An 18,371-nucleotide genomic window follows, 5' to 3' on the forward strand; every position below is an offset into this window, starting at 1 on the left:
CCCGCCGAGAAACGCACCCCGCCGAGAAAGGACTTTCAATGACCGCGTCCACCCGCCTGGACGGCCGGACCGCCGCCGTCACCGGGGCCGCCCGGGGCCTCGGCCGCGCGCACGCCCTCGCCCTCGCCGCGCACGGCGCCCGCCTGGTGCTCAACGACGCCGGCGAGGAGGTGCACGAGGTCGCCGCCGAGATCCGCGCCGCCGGCGGGCAGGCCGCCGCCCTGGTCGGCGACGCCGCCGACACCGCCGCCGCCGAACGGCTGGTGGCCACCGCCGCCGAACTCCACGGCGGGCTGGACATCCTGGTCAACAACGCCGGCGTCACCCGGGACCGGATGCTGTTCAACATGGCCGAAGAGGACTGGGACACCGTGCTCCGGGTCCACCTCAGAGGGCACTTCGCCACCTCCCGGGCGGCCGCCGCGCACTGGCGGGCCCGCGCCAAGGAGGCCGGCGGACCGGTCTACGGCCGGATCGTCAACACCGCCTCCGAGGCGTTCCTCCTCGGCTCCCCCGGCCAGCCCAACTACGCCGCCGCCAAGGGCGGCATCGCCGCGCTCACCGCCTCCACCGCCCAGGGGCTGCGGCGGTACGGCGTCACCGCCAACGCGATCTGCCCCCGCGCCCGCACCGGCATGACCTCCGGGGTGTTCGGGCCGCCCCCCGCGGACGGCCCCGACCCGCTCGCCCCCGAGCACGTCTCCCCGCTCGTCTGCTACCTCGCCTCCGAAGCGGCCGCCGGCGTCACCGGCCAGGTCTTCGCGGTGCACGGCGGCGTCATCGGGGTGCTGGCCCCGCCCAGCGTCGCCGCCGCCCTGCACGCCCCGGACGGCGCCGGATGGTCCTCCGCCGACGAGGTGGCCCGCGCCCTCGGCGGCGCCGTCCTCCCACCGCACGGGTTCACCGCCCCCGACGTCGGCGACCTGCGCTGAGCGGCCTAGGATCCACTACCGGAACCCCGCACTAAACTGCCGAGTAACTTCCGGTCGCTCCACCGCTCGCCGATGGGTCAGACATATGCCGAAACCGCCGCCGTCCCCCACCCCGCCGCCGATGCGCGTCGCGCTGCTCTCCTACCGCAGCAAGCCCCACTGCGGCGGGCAGGGCGTCTACATCCGGCACCTGTCCCGCGAGCTCGCCGCTCTGGGGCACCGCGTCACCGTCTTCTCCGGCCAGCCCTACCCCGAACTCGACCCCGGCGTCATCCTGGAGAAGGTCCCCAGCCTGGACCTGTACAACGACGCCGACCCGTTCACGGCCCCGCCGATGCGCGAGTGGCGCGACTGGATCGACGCCCTCGAAGTCGGCACCATGTGGACCGCGGGCTTCCCCGAACCCCTCACCTTCTCCCTGCGCGCCCTGCGCGAGCTGCGCCGCCGCGCCGGCGAGTTCGACGTGGTGCACGACAACCAGACCCTCGGCTACGGCCAGCTCGGCCTGAAGAACGCCGGCCTGCCCCTGGTCACCACCATCCACCACCCGATCACCGTGGACCGCCGCATCGAGCTGTCCGAGGCCGAGGGCTGGCAGCGGCTCTCCAAGCGCCGCTGGTACGGCTTCGTCACCATGCAGGGCCGGGTCGCCCGCCGCCTCGACCCGATCCTGGTGCCCTCGCAGTCCTCCGCCGACGACATCGTCCGCGAGTTCGGCGTGCGCCGCGACCGGACCGCCGTGGTCCCCCTCGGCGTCGACACCCGGCACTTCCACCCCCGCCCCGAACGGCCCCGGACCCCCGGCCGCATCGTCTGCACCGCCAGCGCGGACAGCCCGCTCAAGGGCGTCGCCACCCTGCTGCGCGCCGCCGCGAAGCTCGCCACCGAGCGCGACGTGTCGCTGACCATCGTCAGCCGCCCCAAGCCCGGCGGCCCCACCGACTCCCTCGTCGACGAGCTCTCGCTGCGCGACCGGGTGGAGTTCGTCAGCGGCATCGACGACGCCGAGCTGGGCCGGCTGGTCGCCGGCGCCGAGGTCGCCGTCGTCCCCTCCTTCTACGAGGGGTTCTCGCTGCCCGCGGTGGAGGCCATGGCCTGCGGCACCCCGCTCGTCGCCAGCCGCGCCGGCGCCCTCCCCGAAGTGGTCGGCACCGACGGGGAGGCCGGCCGCCTGGTCGCCCCCGGCGACCCCGAGGAACTCGCCGCCGAGATCGCCGCGCTGCTGGACGACCCCGCCGAGCGGGAGCGGATGGGCGCCGCCGCCTGGAAGCGCGTCCAGGAGCGGTTCACCTGGCGCGCCGTCGCCGAGGCCACCGCACGGCACTACGCAACGACCATAAGGAGCCCGCACTGATCACCGTCGACTTCTCCCTGTTCCCCGTCGGTCCGGGCGACCGGGTGCTGGACCTCGGCTGCGGCGGCGGCCGGCACGCCTTCGAGGTCTACCGGCGCGGCGCCGACATCACCGCGTTCGACCAGAACGAGAACGACCTGGCCGACGTCTCCGCGATGTTCGCCGCGATGCGCGCCGAGGGCGAGGGGCCGGAGGGCGCCACCGCCGAGACCGTCAAGGGCGACGCCCTCGCCATGCCCTTCGACGACGGCCGCTTCGACCGGGTCATCGCCTCGGAGATCTTCGAGCACCTGCCGCACGACACCGCCGGCATGGCCGAGCTCTACCGGGTGCTGCGGCCCGGCGGCATCGCCGCGGTCACCGTGCCCAGCTGGCTGCCGGAGCGGGTGTGCTGGGCGCTGTCCGAGGAGTACCACACCGTCGAGGGCGGGCACATCCGCATCTACACCCGCGCCGAGCTGGAGGCCAAGCTCAAGGCCACCGGGTTCGAGATCGGCCCGCACCACCACGCGCACGCCCTGCACGCCCCCTACTGGTGGATCAAGTGCGCCGTCGGCACCGACGACGACCGGCACCCGCTGGTCAAGGCCTACCACCGGATGCTGGTCTGGGACATCCTCAAGGCCCCCCGGACCACCCGGGTCGCCGAGCGCCTGCTCAACCCGGTCATCGGCAAGAGCGTCGTGGTCTACGTGCGCAAGCCCCTGACCGCCCGGGACGGCGGGTGAGGCCGGCGCTCCCGGAGGTCCCCGGCGTACTCGGCGCGGACGAGGCGGCCCGCTCCGCCGGCTACCTGCTGGCCGCCCAGGAGGCCGACGGCGGCATCCCCTGGTTCCCCGGCGGCCACCTGGACGTCTGGGACCACGTGGAGTGCGCCATGGCGCTCACCGCCACCGGCCACACCGAGGCGGCCCGCCGCGCCTACTCCTGGCTGGCCACCGCCCAGAACCCGGACGGCTCCTGGCCCGCCAAGCTGCGCCAGTCCCGGGTCGTCCTCCCGCTCCGGGAGGCCAACCACGCCGCCTACCCCGCGGTCGGACTCCTGCACCACCTGCTGGTCACCGGCGACGAGGCGTTCGCCCGCCGGATCTGGCCGACGGTGCGCGCCGGGATCGGCTTCGTGATGGGGCTGCGCACCGAGCGCGGCGAGTTCCTCTGGGCCCGCGACCCCGGCGGCGCCCCCGGCGACCACGCCCTGCTCACCGTCTGCTCCAGCGTCCACCACGGCCTGCGCTGCGCCGCCGAGCTCGGTGCGCGCCTCGGCGGCGGGGACCCGGCGTGGACCGAGGCCGCCGACCGGCTGGCCGTGCTGATCAACGAGCGGGAGGACGTGTTCGCCGACCGCGGCCGGTTCTCCATGGACTGGTTCTACCCGATCCTCGGCGGCGCGGTCCGCGGCCGGGCGGCCCGGGAGCGGATCAAGGAGCGCTGGGACGCCTTCGTCGTCCCCGGACTGGGCATCCGCTGCGTGAGCGACCAGCCGTGGGTCACCGGAGCGGAGACCTCCGAGCTGGTCCTGGCGCTGGCCTCGATGGGCGAGGTGGACCTCGGCGCCGAACTCCTCGGCAGCATCTCCCACCTGCGCGACCCCGACGACGGCGCGTACTGGACCGGCTACCAGTTCGCCGAGCGGGTGCGCTGGCCGGTGGAGCGGAGCACCTGGACCGCGGCCGCGGTCATCCTCGCCGCCGACGCGCTCTCCGGGGCCACCCCCGGCGCCAGGGTCTTCACCGACCCGCCCGGCTGCGGCTGACCCCGCCGGGAGAATGAGGCGCTCCGCGCGCCTCCAGCGCCCGCCCCCGCGGCGGCCCCGGCCCCCGGAAGGCCGTCCCGGCGCTCCGGCAGCCCCGGAGCACCGCGGCCCCATCGGCCCGGAGGCCGCGCCCCTCCGGGCACCCGGAGCGCACGCGAAAGCGGCCGCGCCCTTCTCGGACGCGGCCGCTCACCTGCTCAGGCCCCCTGCCCGGGGCCGCCGGTCAGCCCCCTGTCGGAGGGGGCGGCTCCCCGTCCCCCGGGTTCTCCGGGATCCCCGGGCCGCCGGTCCCCGGTTCCTCGGGCGTTCCCGGGCCCTCCGGCTCCTCGGGGACCTCCGGCTGCTCGGGCACCTCCGGGTTCTCCGGCACCGGCGGCGGCTCCTCCTCCGGCGGCACCTCGCCCAGCCCGTCGTCGGGCGGCTGGGTCGCCGGGTCCTCCGCCGGGACGTCCGGCGCGAAGTTCTCCGTCTCCCCGCCGTAGCTGGGCCCGGGGAAGCTCTCCGGGTCGACGCCCTCCATGGCCTTGGCCATGAAGCTCCGCCAGATCGTCGCCGGGAGCGTCCCGCCGGACAGCGAGCCGTACCCCGGCATGCTGAACGGCTGGTTGTTGCCGTTGTACACGCCCACCGCGGTGGACATCTGCGGGGTGTACCCGGCGAACCAGGCCGCCACGCTGCTGTCGGTGGTACCGGTCTTGCCGGCCACCGGCCGCCCGTCCGGCAGGTTCGCGGAGCGCCCGGTACCGGAGCTGACCACCCGCTCCAGCGCGTAGGTGACGTCGTTGGCGACGCCCTCCTCCATCGCCCGGGTCTCCTTGGGCTTCTCCCGCTCGTTCTCGCCGTCCTGGTTGACGATCTCCCGGATCACGTGCGGCTCGATGTGCATGCCGCCGTTGGCGAAGGTGGCGTAGCCGGAGGCCTGGTCCACCGCGCTCACGTCGGAGACGCCCAGCGCCAGGGTGGGCGCGGCCGCCTGCTCCTCGGTGATCTTGTCCTCCGGGATCCCGGCCGCGTGCGCCATGTCGACGACGTTGTCCAGGCCGGTCTCCAGGGCCAGGTTGATGTAGCCGGTGTTGCTGGAGCGCCGGGTCGCCTCGATGAGGTTCATCGGGCCGCCGGACCGGTCCGCGTTGTTCACCACCGACCCGTTGAAGGTCTGGCCGTTGCTGCCGTCGACGACGGTGTTCAGGCTCTTGCCGCTCTCCAGCGCCGCGGCCAGCACGTACGGCTTGAACGCCGAACCGGACTGCGCGGCCCCGCGGAACGCGCTGTCGTACTGGTTCTCGTTGAAGTCCTTGCCGCCGTAGAACGCCACGACCTCGCCGGTCGCCGGGTCGATCGCGGTCAGCCCGGCCTGGACCCCCTCGGGGAGGTTGTCCACGTCGACGTTGTCCTCGACCGCGGCCTTGGCCGCCTCCATGAGGTCCTTGTCGAACGAGGTGACGATCTTGTAGCCGCCCCGGTTGACGTTGTCCTCGCTGTAGCCCAGGCGGTCCATCTCGCTCATGGCCTGCTGCCACATGTAGCCGGTGAACCCGCCGAGGCCCTCGCCGGGGGTCTCCTTCTCCGGCTTGGGGAACTCCAGCTCGTCGGCTTCCTTCTTGGTGATCAGCTCTTCTTCCACCATGCCGTTGACGACGTAGCGCCAGCGGGTCTCCATCTCCGGAGTGGTGTCGCTGTCCGCCATGCCGAACTTGGTGGGCTGCTGGATCGCCGCGGCCAGGAACGCCGACTCGGCGACGTTCAGCTCACCGACGTCCTTGTGGTAATAGGCCTGCGCGGCGGCCTGGATGCCGTACGCCTGGCGGCCGAAGTAGATGCTGTTGAGGTACTGCTCCATCACCCACTGCTTGTCCTTGGACTGGTCCACCTTGAGGGCGATGATGATCTCCTGGAGCTTCCGGGAGATCGTCTGGTCCTTGCTGACGCCCTCGTAGTAGTTGCGGACCATCTGCTGGGTGATGGTGGAGCCGCCCTGCACCTGCTGGCCGGTGAAGGTGGAGAACGCGGCGCGCAGCGTGCCGGTGAGCGAGACGCCGGGCTCCTCCCAGAAGCCGCGGTCCTCGGCGGAGATCACCGCCTCCTGGACCTCCTCCGGGATCTGCTCGTAGTCGACCCGCTCCCGGTCCACCCCGCGCTCGGCGAACTTCGTCTTGCCGTCGGAGTAGTAGAAGACCGACCCCTGGTCGGTGGCCTCCGCCTTGGCGCTGGTGGGCACCTCGAACACCGCGTAGGCGATGGCGAACCCGGCGGCCCCCAGCCCCAGCATGACCAGGAGCGCGATCAGGGAGGCCCGGACGATCCGGAACCACAGCGGCTTCTTGGGGCCGCCGCCCTTCTTGCCCTTCTTGCCGGGCCCCTTCGGGCCGCCCGGCCCGCCGGTCCGGGCCCCGGCCAGGGCGGTGCCCTCGTTCCCGTCCTTGCCCTTCTTGCCGCCGAAGGCCTTCCCCGGCCGCTTGGCGCGCAGGATGTTGCGCGCTCCGCTCACCGATCCCTCGGCCGCGGCGGCCGACGCCGGGGCCGCCGGCGGGACGGAGCCCGCGGCGGATCCGGCGGCCGCGCCCGCGGCCGCGGGGGCGGCGAACCCGGGACGCGCCCCTTCGGGCTGCTCCCCGCCCTGCCGCGCGCCGTCCCCGGCCGCTGCGGAGGGAAGCGCCGCGGTGGCGTCCTCGGACTCGGAGGGCGTGTCCGCACCGGCCTCGCCGGCATCGGCGGATCCGGCCCCGGCACCGCGCTCAGCGGCGCCGTCCCCGTCCCCGCCGTCCTCATCGCGGAAGACCGGCGCGAACTCGGCGGTCGCCGGCCCCTCGGCGGCGGCGTCCGCGTCGGCGGGCCGCTCCCCGGCCTTCTCCTGCGGGGCGGCGCTCTCTCCGCCGTCGTCGTCGCCGTCTTCGTCGCCGTCGTCGAAGACCGGCGCGAAGGCGGCCGTCGCCGGGCCCTCGGCTCCGGTCCCGGTGGCGTCCCCGGCCTCGGAGGAGGCGCCCGCACCGCCGGTCTCCCCGGCACCGGCCTCGGAAGCGGCACCGCGCTCAGCGGCGCCGTCCCCGTCCTCGCCGTCGTCGAAGACCGGTGCGAAGGCCGCGGTCGCCGGGCCCTCGTCCGCAGAGTCCTCGGCCTTCCCCCCGGCCGGCCGGTCCTCTTCGGCGGCGCCCTGCGCCTGGGAGGCGCTCTGCTCCCCGGCGCTCGCCCCGTCCCCGCCATCGGGGTCGCCGAAGTCGCCGGAGTCGCCCGAGTCAGCGGAGACCGGCGCACCGGCCTCCGTCCGCTCGGCACCGGCGTCCCCGGGTGCCTCGGCGGTGTCCGCGGAGCCCTGCTCCGCGCCGGCTTCCCCGTCCTCGGGGTCCGCTCCCCAGGTGCCGTCCTTCCGGAGGTCGTACCCCTGCTCCGCGAGGGTCTGCGCGACCCGGTCGCGGAAGAAGCTGCCGCTGTCCTTGAAGGCGCTCAGCGACTCCTGCCCGGCGTCCTGGGATTCCTCCGCGGACGCGGAGTCCTTTTCCGAGGAATCGGATTCCGAGGTCTCGACCACGGCCTCGGACCGGTCACCGTCGCCGGCCGATTCCGCGCTCGGCTCATCGGTCTCCCCGGCGGCGGCCCCGGCTGCGGGGTCCGCTTCCTGTTCTCCGTCCGCCGGGGAGTCGGCGTCCGAAGGGTCCGCGGGTCTGATGTCCTCGGGGGAGGCATCAGCATCGCTCTCAGAGGCTTCGGAAGCGCCGGTCACCTCCTCGGCACCGGCTGCAGCCTCGTCCTTCTTCTCCGGCTGCTCTGGCAAATCGGCGTCTCGGCGCGGTTCCTGCTCGTCACCGTCGCCATAGGTGCTGTCACTCAGTTGGAGGCCCCCTGGAATCCTCGATCCCCCACCGTGCGACTGCATCCCTACAAGACGCAGACGCGGGCCGAATCGGTTCAGCAGAAATCTCAGGCGGGGAACGGCGCTGCGGGAGAGATCGCCGAAAACCCCTCACACACGATACCCGCCCCCGCCGACCTCCCATGTCCTGGGGAATGTCCCTCAGCCGATTCTTACAGGACTCTTATTTCAAGACTCGACGTGCACGTATTCCCGTACGCCGGGTGACCGGCGCCCACGCCTTCCACCCTCTCCGCCACCCCGCGTGACCGCCTCGGGGCCGTTCAGCACCCGGCACGCCCTCCGGAGACCGATGGGGATCGATCATCACGAAAAGGTCTCGATTTCATTCACCCTCGTCCGGGAATACCGCACGCCCGGAAGTCCGCCGGCCGGCCGCGCGGTGCGAGCGTCGGCCGCCCCCCTCCCGACCTCGGGTTCCGCACGGCGGAGCCGACCGACCGGAGGAACCCGCCCGGCGCCGCGGCCACCCCCGAGCGCACCGCCTTCTGCAGGGAAGCGCCCCGGGAGGGCCGGCCCGCCGAGGCGGCGGACGGCCCCGCCCGCTCCGGGGGGGGAAGCGGCGGCCCACGCACGCCGGGCGCCCCCGTCCGGCCTTGCCCCCGCTCCCGTGAAGCCCTCGTAAAGAAGCAGGTCGGAGCGGCGCTAACGCACGGTTTCCGCGCCGACCGGGAATCCGCGGGCTCTTTCTCTCCACCGTCTTCCGCATCTCCGGCGGACGCGGCGGTTTTACTGGAATCCCCAAAGGCCGCGCGGCCTTCCCACCGGATTCCAGGGCACCCGGCGGTCCCGGATTCCGCCGAGCGCGGCGGCCGGCTTCACGCGGGGCGGGCGTAGCCCTTCTGCACCAGCCACTGCAGCCACTGCGTCGCCTCGCCGTTCCGCCCGGTCTGGGTGAGCAGCTCCATCAGGACGGTGATCGCCTCGACGTCCTCGCTCTCGGCGGCCCGGCGCAGCCAGCCCTCCGCCTCCTGGACGCGCCCGGTCTCCTTCAGCAGGCGGCCGAGGTTCCGGAAGGCCGGGGGGAGGCCCGCGTCCGCCGCCCTGCGCAGCCACGGCTCGGCCTCCGGGTAGCGCTGCTGGTCGAGCAGGTCGCGAGCGGCCGCGTTCATCGCCGACGGGTGCCCGGCCTCCGCCGCCTGCCAGAGGTAGGGCGCGCCCTCCTGATAGCGCCCCAGTCCGTTCAGCAGCACGCAGAGGTTGAACATCGCCGGTACATGCCCGGCGTCGGCGGCCTGGCGGAGCCACTGCGCAGCGGCCTCGGGGTGCTGCTCCGCGAGGTCGTTCCCCAGGTTGTACATGGCGTCGCGGTGACCGTTCCCCGCGGCTCTGATGTACCAGTCGCGCCCCTCAGGCACCCGCCCGGTGTCGTTGAGCAGACGGCCCAGGTTGTACATCCCCTGCGGCTCACCGGCCGTCGCGGAGGAGCGCAGCCACCACTCCGCCTCCTGCATCCGGCCGGCCTGGGCGAGGAAGACACCGAAGTGCGTCATGGAGAGCGGACGCCCGGTGCCGGCCGAGGCCTGGTGCCACTGCTCGGCCTCCTGCATCCGCCCCGCCTGGGCGTGCCAGAGGGCGAGATCCGTCATGGCCACGGGGTCCCCCGAACTCGCGGCCGCCTGACAGGCCTGCTCTTCCTGCCACGATCTGAACATGCTCCCCCGCCTCCTCTTCGTTTCCTCGCCTACTCGGCCCGCAGGCCGGCGGCCGCCCTGAGAACTCGGGAGACATCGCCCCCTGAAAGCACGGCCCCCTGGAAGCGTATTCGCCGACGCCGCGCCAGGCCCCCTTCGATTGAACCGCACTGCCACCGCATTACGGGCGGAATCACATTTTTCACATGTTCACAAGGCGGTGCGAAAAAAAGGGCCCCCCAGCACCCCGAAAGGCACCAGGAGACCCCCGAAAAAGAAATGCGGCGGCGACCTACTCTCCCACCCCCACCATGGAGGCAGTACCATCGGCGCAGGGAGACTTAACGACCGGGTTCGAAAAGAGACCGGGTGTGACCCTCCCGCCATGACCACCGCAAACCCAACAGACCCGCGGACCCCCCACCCGCCGAAACCCCCAACACGAGGCCCCCGGCGGCGGGGGAAAAACAGTGTGCGCGAACACCCAGCATCTGCGGCGGACAAGCCCTCGGCCTATTAGTACCGGTCAGCTCCACGCCTCACGACGCTTCCACACCCGGCCTATCAACCCGGTCGTCTACCGGGAGCCTTACCCCCTCGAAGGGGCAGGAGACCTCATCTCGAAGCAGGCTTCCCACTTAGATGCTTTCAGCGGTTATCCCTCCCGAACGTAGCCAACCAGCCATGCTCCTGGCGGAACAACTGGCACACCAGAGGTTCGTCCGTCCCGGTCCTCTCGTACTAGGGACAGCCCTTCACAAGTCTCCAACGCGCGCAGCGGATAGGGACCGAACTGTCTCACGACGTTCTAAACCCAGCTCGCGTGCCGCTTTAATGGGCGAACAGCCCAACCCTTGGGACCAACTCCAGCCCCAGGATGCGACGAGCCGACATCGAGGTGCCAAACCATCCCGTCGATACGGACTCTTGGGGAAGATCAGCCTGTTATCCCCGGGGTACCTTTTAGCCGTTGAGCGACACCGCTTCCACACGCCGGTGCCGGATCACTAGTCCCTGCTTTCGCACCTGCTCGACACGTCCGTCTCACAGTCAAGCTCCCTTGTGCACTTACACTCAACACCTGATTGCCAACCAGGCCGAGGGAACCTTTGGGCGCCTCCGTTACCCTTTGGGAGGCAACCGCCCCAGTTAAACTACCCACCAGACACTGTCCCCGAACCGGATCACGGCCCAAGGTTAGATGCCCGAAACAGCCAGAGTGGTATTTCACCAACGCCTCCACCGCCACTAGCGTGACCGCTTCACCGGCTCCCACCTATCCTACACAAACCATCCCAAACACCAATGTCAAGCTATAGTGAAGGTCCCGGGGTCTTTCCGTCCTGCTGCGCGAAACGAGCATCTTTACTCGTAGTGCAATTTCACCGGGCCCATGGTTGAGACAGCGGGGAAGTCGTTACGCCATTCGTGCAGGTCGGAACTTACCCGACAAGGAATTTCGCTACCTTAGGATGGTTATAGTTACCACCGCCGTTTACCGGCGCTTAGATTCCCAGCCTCGACCCCGAAAGATCTAACCGGTCCTCTTAACGTTCCGGCACCGGGCAGGCGTCAGTCCGTATACAGCGTCTTACGACTTCGCACGGACCTGTGTTTTTAATAAACAGTCGCTTCCCCCTGGTATCTGCGACCCCACCCAGCTCAGAAAGCAAAGTTCCATCACCGGACAGGGCTCCCCTTCTCCCAAAGTTACGGGGACAATTTGCCGAGTTCCTTAACCATGGTTCACCCGAACGCCTCGGTATACTCTACCTGACCACCTGCGTCGGTTTCGGGTACTGGCCGCCCGCGAACTCGCTAGAGGCTTTTCTCGACAGCACGGGATCACTCACTTCACTGAAAACAGCTCGGCATCACGCCTCACCCTATGAGGGGCACGGATTTACCTGCACCCCGGGCTACACGCTTACCCCCGGACAACCACCGCCGGGTAGAGCTACCCCACTGCGTCACCCCATCACTTACCTACTACCCCATCGGGTCCCACGCCTCCACACACCGGCACCCGAAGGCACCGACGAGCTTCGGTGGTGGTTAGCATCAAAGGACTCGGTATCGGACGCGCACGGACGGGTACGGGAATATCAACCCGTTGTCCATCGACTACGCCTGTCGGCCTCGCCTTAGGTCCAGACTCACCCTGGGCGGATTAACCTGCCCCAGGAACCCTTAGTCAATCGGCGGCAACGTTTCTCACGTTGCTCTCGCTACTCATGCCTGCATTCTCACTCGCACGCCCTCCACGACACGGTCACCCGGCCGCTTCACCGAACGCACGACGCTCCCCTACCAACCAGGACCCTAAGTCCCGGCTCCACGGCTTCGGCGGTGTGCTTAAGCCCCGCTACATTATCGGCGCAGAATCACTTGACCAGTGAGCTATTACGCACTCTTTAAAGGATGGCTGCTTCTAAGCCAACCTCCTGGTTGTCTCAGCAACTCCACAACCTTTCCCACTTAGCACACGCTTAGGGGCCTTAGCCGATGATCTGGGTTGTTTCCCTCTCGACCACGAAGATTATCCCCCGCAGTCTCACTGCCGCGCTTGAACCTGACCGGCATTCGGAGTTTATCTGACGTCAGTAACCTTGTCGGGCCCATCAGCCAAACAGTAGCTCTACCTCCAGCAGGCAACACGCGACGCTGCACCTAAATGCATTTCGGGGAGAACCAGCTATCACGGAGTTTGATTGGCCTTTCACCCCTACCCACAGCTCATCCCCCAGGTTTTCAACCCTGGTGGGTTCGGGCCTCCACGACCTCTTACAGCCGCTTCACCCTGGCCATGGGTAGATCACCCCGCTTCGGGTCTGCAGCATGCGACTCAAACGCCCTATTCAGACTCGCTTTCGCTACGGCTACCCCACCCGGGTTAACCTCGCCACACACCACAACTCGCAGGCTCATTCTTCAAAAGGCACGCCATCACCCGACAAGGGGCTCTGACGGCTTGACAGCACACGGTTTCAGGAACTATTTCACGACCCCTCACCGGGGCACTTTTCACCTTTCCCTCACGGTACTAGTGCACTATCGGTCACCAGGACGTATTTTGGCTTAGCAGGTGGTCCTGCCAGATTCACACGGAATTTCACGGGCTCCGCGCTACTCGGGAGCATGCCAACGCCCAGGCCCTTCCTTCACCTACGGGACTCTCACCCACTACGGCTCCGCTTCCCAACGGATTCGGCTAAAAGAACCATCAGCGCACCCGGCCGGCAGACCGGGAACAGGCACATCCCACAACCCCGCGAACGCAACGACCGCCGTCTATCACACGCCCGCGGTTTAGCCACATCCCCTTTCGCTCACCACTACTCAGGGAATCACTGTTGTTTACTCTTCCTGCGGGTACTGAGATGTTTCACTTCCCCGCGTCACCACCGACCGCCCTATACATTCAGGCGGCGGCAACCCGACACGACTCGGGCTAGGTTTCCCCATTCGGACACCCGCGGATCACAGCTCGGTTGACAGCTCCCCGCGGCCTATCGCGGCCTCCCACGTCCTTCATCGGCGCCTGGTGCCAAGGCATCCACCGTATGCCACATTCACTTGGCCACCACAGATACAAGATGCTCGCGCACACTATCCACGAATCAAAACACCAGCCACGAACCCGCCTAGAACACGACCCGCAGAAAAACCCCCGCAGACCGGTCTTCGACCGGGGTGGCACCCGGAAACACCCACCCACACCCACCCGAAGGCGGAGGTGAGGGTTGCTCCCTCAGACACCCAACAGCGCGCCCCGAGGCCTTCCAGAAAACCTCGGGGAAGTTCAATCTCTACGGCCATCCCGGAAAACCCCAGGCCGAAGCCTGCGAGTCCGGGTCCACTTTCGAGTCCGCCGGCCAAACTTGGAAAACAGCCGGCTGCAAAAGACTCCTTAGAAAGGAGGTGATCCAGCCGCACCTTCCGGTACGGCTACCTTGTTACGACTTCGTCCCAATCGCCAGCCCCACCTTCACCCGCTCCCTCCCGAAGGTTGGGCCACAGGTTTCGGGTGTTGCCGACTTTCATGACGTGACGGGCGGTGTGTACAAGGCCCGGGAACGTATTCACCGCGGCATTGCTGATCCGCGATTACTAGCGACTCCACCTTCATGGGGTCGAGTTGCAGACCCCAATCCGAACTGAGACCGGCTTTTAGGGATTCGCTCCGCCTCACGGCATCGCACGCCCACTGTACCGGCCATTGTAGCATGTTTGCAGCCCAAGACATAAGGGGCATGATGACTTGACGTCATCCCCACCTTCCTCCGAGTTGACCCCGGCAGTCTCCCATGAGTCCCCACCATCACGTGCTGGCAACATGGAACAAGGGTTGCGCTCGTTGCGGGACTTAACCCAACATCTCACGACACGAGCTGACGACAGCCATGCACCACCTGTCACCGATCCCCGAAGGACCCACCATCTCTGGCGGTTTACCGGTGATGTCAAACCTTGGTAAGGTTCTTCGCGTTGCGTCGAATTAAGCAACATGCTCCGCCGCTTGTGCGGGCCCCCGTCAATTCCTTTGAGTTTTAGCCTTGCGGCCGTACTCCCCAGGCGGGGCGCTTAATGCGTTAGCTGCGGCACGGGAACCGTGGAAAGCCCCCACACCTAGCGCCCAACGTTTACGGCGTGGACTACCAGGGTATCTAATCCTGTTCGCTCCCCACGCTTTCGCTCCTCAGCGTCAGGTAAGGCCCAGAGACCCGCCTTCGCCACCGGTGTTCCTCCTGATATCTGCGCATTTCACCGCTACACCAGGAATTCCAGTCTCCCCTACCTACCTCTAGCATGCCCGTATCCACTGCAAAACCGGGGTTAAGCCCCGGCCTTTCACAGCAGACGCGACACGCCGCCTACGAGCTCTTTACGCCCAATAATTCCGGACAACGCTCGGACCCTACGTATTACCGCGGCTGCTGGCACGTAGTTAGCCGGTCCTTATTCCCCACCTACCGTCAACCCCGGGAGAACCCGGGGCCTGCGTGAGTGGTAAAAGAGGTTTACAACCCGAAGGCCGTCATCCCCCACGCGGCGTCGCTGCGTCAGGCTTCCGCCCATTGCGCAAGATTCCCCACTGCTGCCTCCCGCAGGAGTCTGGGCCGTGTCTCAGTCCCAGTGTGGCCGGTCGCCCTCTCAGGCCGGCTACCCGTAATCGCCTTGGTAGGCCGTTACCCCACCAACAAGCTGATAGGCCGCGAGCCCATCCCCGACCGACAAGACTTTCCACCCGAACCCATGAGGGTGCGGGTCGTATCCGGTATTAGACGGCGTTTCCACCGCTTATCCCGGAGTCGGGGGCAGGTTGCTCACGTGTTACTCACCCGTTCGCCGCTCGTGTACCCCCGAAGGGGCCTTACCGCTCGACTTGCATGTGTTAAGCACGCCGCCAGCGTTCGTCCTGAGCCAGGATCAAACTCTCCATCAAGGTCTAACCCACCCGCCGGTCGCCCGGGGGTGAAACCTGGAAGAGAAACCCTGACCGAACCCGGGTGGCGGAAAAACCACCCGATATCCAATCAAAGGAACCCTACGGACCATCGGCCGAAAGACCGCGATCCGACGGGGCCAAAACAAACATGGCACATAAAGTATTGAACACGCGCTGTTGAGTTCTCAAGAAACAACCGCTCATCCCGTAGAAGCTTCCCCGCCGATCTTGGATCGGCCCGGTCGCTCTTCCGCTAGAGGCGGCGCTTTCCGCTTTGTTGTGTCTCCGACTTTATCAGGTCCGCTCATTCCCGTCGAATCGGCGGGTTTTTGCTTTCCTGATCCGAAGAACCGGCCATCTCTTTCAAAAGAACGAGAGAAACGCGAACAGCGAACTCGGATTCGAATCGAAAGAACATGGACGACGCAGCGGCCGGAGCCGGGAGCATCGGAGGATCTTCAGTCGAGGATCGGGGCCAGACCGCCCACCCTGTCCGGGTGTTCGGGGCTCGGCGCCCGCACTGCCCTCCAGCGTACACCCCCGAAGCCTGTGCTTCGACCGGTTTTCCCGGAGAGCCGCCGCCGGACCCGGGTCCGTGACCCGTTTCGTGGCGACCCGACCGACATTACCCGATGCTCCACCCCGGATCGACCCCCTCGGACGGTGGCCTGGGCCATATCGATTGCGGCACGAGCGGCCCCGCCCTCTGTTGCGCGCTGCGAGCGCGTGCCTACGCTCGCCCCGACGGCGCCGGACGGCGGGTGGGAACGGACCCGGCAGAGAAGACGGGTCCGGTCGTGAAGGAGGAGCCGGTGGCAGGCACCGAGCAGCGCAAGGCCACATGGAGACAGCTGGGCCCGGGGATCGTCGTCGCCGCGACCGGCGTCGGCGCCGGAGACCTGGTCGCCACGCTCATCGCCGGCAACCGGTTCGGCTACGCCCTGCTGTGGGCGACCATCGTCGGCTGCATCGTCAAGATCTCGCTCGCCGAGGCGGCCGGCCGGTGGCACCTGGCGACCGGGCGGACCATCTTCGACGGCTGGAGCAGCCTGGGCCGCTGGACCACCTTCTACTTCGCGCCCTACATCGTCATCTGGGGCTTCGTCTACGGCGCCACCGCGATGTCGGCGACCGGGCTGCCGCTGGCCGCCCTGTTCCCGGTGCTCCCGCTGGAGGGGTGGGCGATCCTCGCCGGCCTCACCGGGCTCGCCCTCGTCTGGTTCAACCGCTACGCGGTCTTCGAGAAGATCGTGACGGCGTTCGTCGGGATCATGTTCGTGACCGTGGTCGGGCTTGCGATCTATGTCGGCCCGAACGTGCTCGAGGCCGTCAAGGGCCTGGTCCCGCTGCTGCCTCCGGGGTCGGCGTTCTACACCATGGGGCTCATCGGCGGCGTCGGCGGCACCATCACCATGGCCGCCTACGGGTACTGGGTGAACGCCAAGGGGTGGCAGGACTCGACCTGGATGCGGATGATGCGCCTGGACAACCGGGTCGCCTACATCACCACCGGCGTCTTCGTCATCGCGATGCTCATCGTCGGCGCCGAGCTGCTCTACGCCAGCGGGATCGCACTGACCGAGGGCGACCAGGGGCTGATCCAGCTCGGCGAGGTCCTGGAGGAGCGGTTCGGGCGCTTCGTCTCCGTCCTCTTCCTGGTCGGGTTCTTCGCCGCGGCGTTCTCCTCGATCATCGGCGTCTGGCACGGCGTCAGCCTGATGTTCGCCGACTTCGTGAACCACCTCCGCAAGCGCCCGAACCGGCCCGTCGCCGAGACCGAGCGCGGCTGGCCGTTCCGGGCCTACGCGCTCTGGCTGACCTTCCCGCCGATGCTGCTCCTGCTGCTCGGCCGCCCGTTCCAGCTGGTCATCGTGTACGGCGTGCTGGGCGCGTTCTTCATGCCGTTCCTGGCGTTCACCCTGATCTGGCTGCTGAACTCCTCCCGGACGCCGCGCGAGTGGCGCAGCGGCCTGATCAGCAACACCGGCCTGACCATCGCCGGCGCGCTGTTCCTGGTGCTGTCCGTGCACGAGCTCTGGTCCACCTTCGCCGGCGAGTGACCCGGGCCCCTTCCGGCCGGCCGGACCGCCCATGCGCGCCCCGCCTCCGCGGCCGGCGCGGGACGGGGCGCGCGGCCGCGGCGCCCTGGTCCGGTCCGCGCCGGCGGCATGGGCCAGACTGGCAGTGCAGCCCGGCGGCGCGCCCCGGGAGCGCAGCGCCGCACCGCGAGTGAAGGAGCCCAGCCCGATGGCACGACCCGTCTCCGGCCGGCGCCGCCCCACCATCGCCGACGTCGCGGCGGCCGCCGGGGTCTCCCGGACCACGGTCTCGCACGCGCTCAACGGGATCGGCAAGGTCGACCCGCGGACCCGGGCCCGGGTGCGGGAGGCCGCCGCGGAGCTCGGCTACCGGCCGAACCTGCGCGCGCAGCGGCTCCGGCACGGCCGCGCGCAGACCCTGGCGCTGGCCTCGTCGATGCCGGTCGCGGTGGCCGGCGGGCCGTCCCGGCTCGGCTTCTACATGGAGGTCGCCGCGGCCGCGGCCGAGCGGGCGCTGACCCGGGGGTACGCGCTGGTCCTGGTCCCCCCGGTGGAGTCCGGACCGGGGGTGGAGTCGGTGGACATCGACGGCGCGATCGTCGTCGAGCCGGAGGAGGACGACCCGGTGGTCCGGCTGCTGCGCGAGCGCGGCCTGCCCTACACCACCCTGGGGCGGCAGCTCGGCGGGGACGACTCCGCCGCCGTGGACCTGCACGGCGGAGCGGTGGCCGAGCTGCTCCTGGAGCACCTCCGCGAACGGGGCGCGCGCCGCCCGGCGCTGATCACCGGTGCGGGCACCCGGCACTCCTACGTGGACGCCCGCACCGCCTACCTTCGGGTCGCGGCCGAGCAGGGGTTCGAGCCGGTCGCGCCGGCGGCGCCGGAGGGCGGCGGGGAGCAGGCGGGGTACGAGGCCTGCGCGCGGCTGCTCCGCGAGCACCCCGAGGTGGACGCGGTGTGCGCCCTGGTGGACGCGTTCGCGGTGGGCGCCGCGCGGGCGGCCGCCGACGCGGGGCGCCCCGTCCCCGAGGGGCTGCTGCTGGCCACCCGGTACGACGGGCTGCGCGCCAAGACGCACCGCCCCGCGCTCACCTCGGTCGACCTGGGCCTGGGCGAGGCCGCCGGGAGCGCGGTCGACCTGCTGCTGAACCGGTTGGAGGGGCGCGGGGACCCGGTCGCCGAGGCTCCGCTCCCCCGCCTGGTGCCCCGGGCCTCCACGCTCCGCGGCTGACACCGCCCCGGGCGAGACCGCCCCGGGGCGATGATCTTGACGTTGCGGGGCCGTCAGAGCCCTCTGACGGCCCCGCAACGTCAAGATCATCGGGGGAAGGGCGGGGGAGGC

General features: G+C 69.4%; 8 protein-coding genes and 3 rRNA genes. 6 read left to right on the forward strand and 5 right to left on the reverse strand.

The window, feature by feature from the left end; genetic code table 11:
• The first annotated feature begins 38 nt into the window (after nt 1-38).
• The 4 genes from J0910_RS25750 (at nt 39) to J0910_RS25765 (ending at nt 4,039) form a co-directional block, all read left to right on the forward strand.
• Nucleotides 39-932, forward strand: coding sequence for an SDR family NAD(P)-dependent oxidoreductase (locus J0910_RS25750; protein WP_420161120.1), 894 nt, complete (start codon nt 39-41; stop codon nt 930-932).
• An 85-nt stretch (nt 933-1,017) separates the two neighbouring features.
• Nucleotides 1,018-2,286: a glycosyltransferase family 4 protein gene (locus J0910_RS25755; RefSeq protein ID WP_420161121.1), complete on the forward strand. Its 1,269-nt coding sequence runs from the start codon at nt 1,018-1,020 to the stop codon at nt 2,284-2,286.
• Between the two features lie 44 nt (nt 2,287-2,330).
• The gene (locus J0910_RS25760; RefSeq protein WP_420161122.1) at nt 2,331-3,014 is read left to right on the forward strand and encodes a class I SAM-dependent methyltransferase; all 684 of its coding nucleotides are present in this window, start codon (nt 2,331-2,333) and stop codon (nt 3,012-3,014) included.
• Nucleotides 3,011-4,039 carry a glucosidase family protein gene (locus J0910_RS25765; protein WP_420161123.1) on the forward strand — a complete coding sequence of 343 codons (1,029 nt, stop codon included), beginning with the start codon at nt 3,011-3,013 and terminating at the stop codon, nt 4,037-4,039. Before J0910_RS25760 ends, J0910_RS25765 begins: the two co-directional genes overlap by 4 nt.
• A gap of 223 nt (nt 4,040-4,262) precedes the next feature.
• On the opposite strand, the gene J0910_RS25770 is transcribed toward J0910_RS25765, so the two are convergent.
• The 5 genes from J0910_RS25770 to J0910_RS25790 all read right to left on the reverse strand — a co-directional run bounded on the left by J0910_RS25770 (nt 4,263) and on the right by J0910_RS25790 (nt 14,987).
• Nucleotides 4,263-7,565 (reverse strand): transglycosylase domain-containing protein, encoded by a 3,303-nt coding sequence (locus tag J0910_RS25770; protein WP_420161124.1) that lies wholly within the window; start codon nt 7,563-7,565, stop codon nt 4,263-4,265.
• A 1,160-nt stretch (nt 7,566-8,725) separates the two neighbouring features.
• A complete protein-coding gene (locus J0910_RS25775; protein ID WP_420161125.1) occupies nt 8,726-9,496 on the reverse strand; it encodes a tetratricopeptide repeat protein in 771 nt (256 codons plus the stop codon).
• 324 nt (nt 9,497-9,820) lie between these two features.
• Nucleotides 9,821-9,938 (reverse strand): 5S ribosomal RNA (rrf, locus tag J0910_RS25780).
• A 98-nt stretch (nt 9,939-10,036) separates the two neighbouring features.
• A 23S ribosomal RNA gene (locus tag J0910_RS25785) occupies nt 10,037-13,124 on the reverse strand.
• A 331-nt stretch (nt 13,125-13,455) separates the two neighbouring features.
• Nucleotides 13,456-14,987: ribosomal RNA gene (locus J0910_RS25790) — 16S ribosomal RNA — on the reverse strand.
• The 16S, 23S and 5S rRNA genes sit together here, the layout of an rRNA operon.
• A gap of 815 nt (nt 14,988-15,802) precedes the next feature.
• Between J0910_RS25790 and J0910_RS25795 the strand changes: the two genes are divergently transcribed.
• Both J0910_RS25795 and J0910_RS25800 read left to right on the forward strand, forming a co-directional pair.
• A complete protein-coding gene (locus tag J0910_RS25795; RefSeq protein ID WP_420161126.1) occupies nt 15,803-17,050 on the forward strand; it encodes an Nramp family divalent metal transporter in 1,248 nt (415 codons plus the stop codon).
• A 187-nt stretch (nt 17,051-17,237) separates the two neighbouring features.
• The gene (locus tag J0910_RS25800) at nt 17,238-18,260 is read left to right on the forward strand and encodes a LacI family DNA-binding transcriptional regulator (protein ID WP_420161127.1); all 1,023 of its coding nucleotides are present in this window, start codon (nt 17,238-17,240) and stop codon (nt 18,258-18,260) included.
• Nucleotides 18,261-18,371: the final 111 nt, after the last annotated feature.

Source organism: Nocardiopsis oceanisediminis (assembly GCF_048595525.1).
GTDB classification, from domain to species: domain Bacteria; phylum Actinomycetota; class Actinomycetes; order Streptosporangiales; family Streptosporangiaceae; genus Nocardiopsis_A; species Nocardiopsis_A oceanisediminis.

Bases quoted from the DNA above. Each gene is read 5' to 3' on its own strand.
- J0910_RS25750 (WP_420161120.1), top strand. From the start codon at position 39: ATGACCGCGTCCACCCGCCTGGACGGCCGGACCGCCGCCGTCACCGGG.
- J0910_RS25800 (WP_420161127.1), top strand. From the start codon at position 17,238: ATGGCACGACCCGTCTCCGGCCGGCGCCGCCCCACCATCGCCGACGTC.
- J0910_RS25755 (WP_420161121.1), top strand. From the start codon at position 1,018: ATGCCGAAACCGCCGCCGTCCCCCACCCCGCCGCCGATGCGCGTCGCG.
- J0910_RS25775 (WP_420161125.1), bottom strand. From the start codon at position 9,496: ATGACGGATCTCGCCCTCTGGCACGCCCAGGCGGGGCGGATGCAGGAG.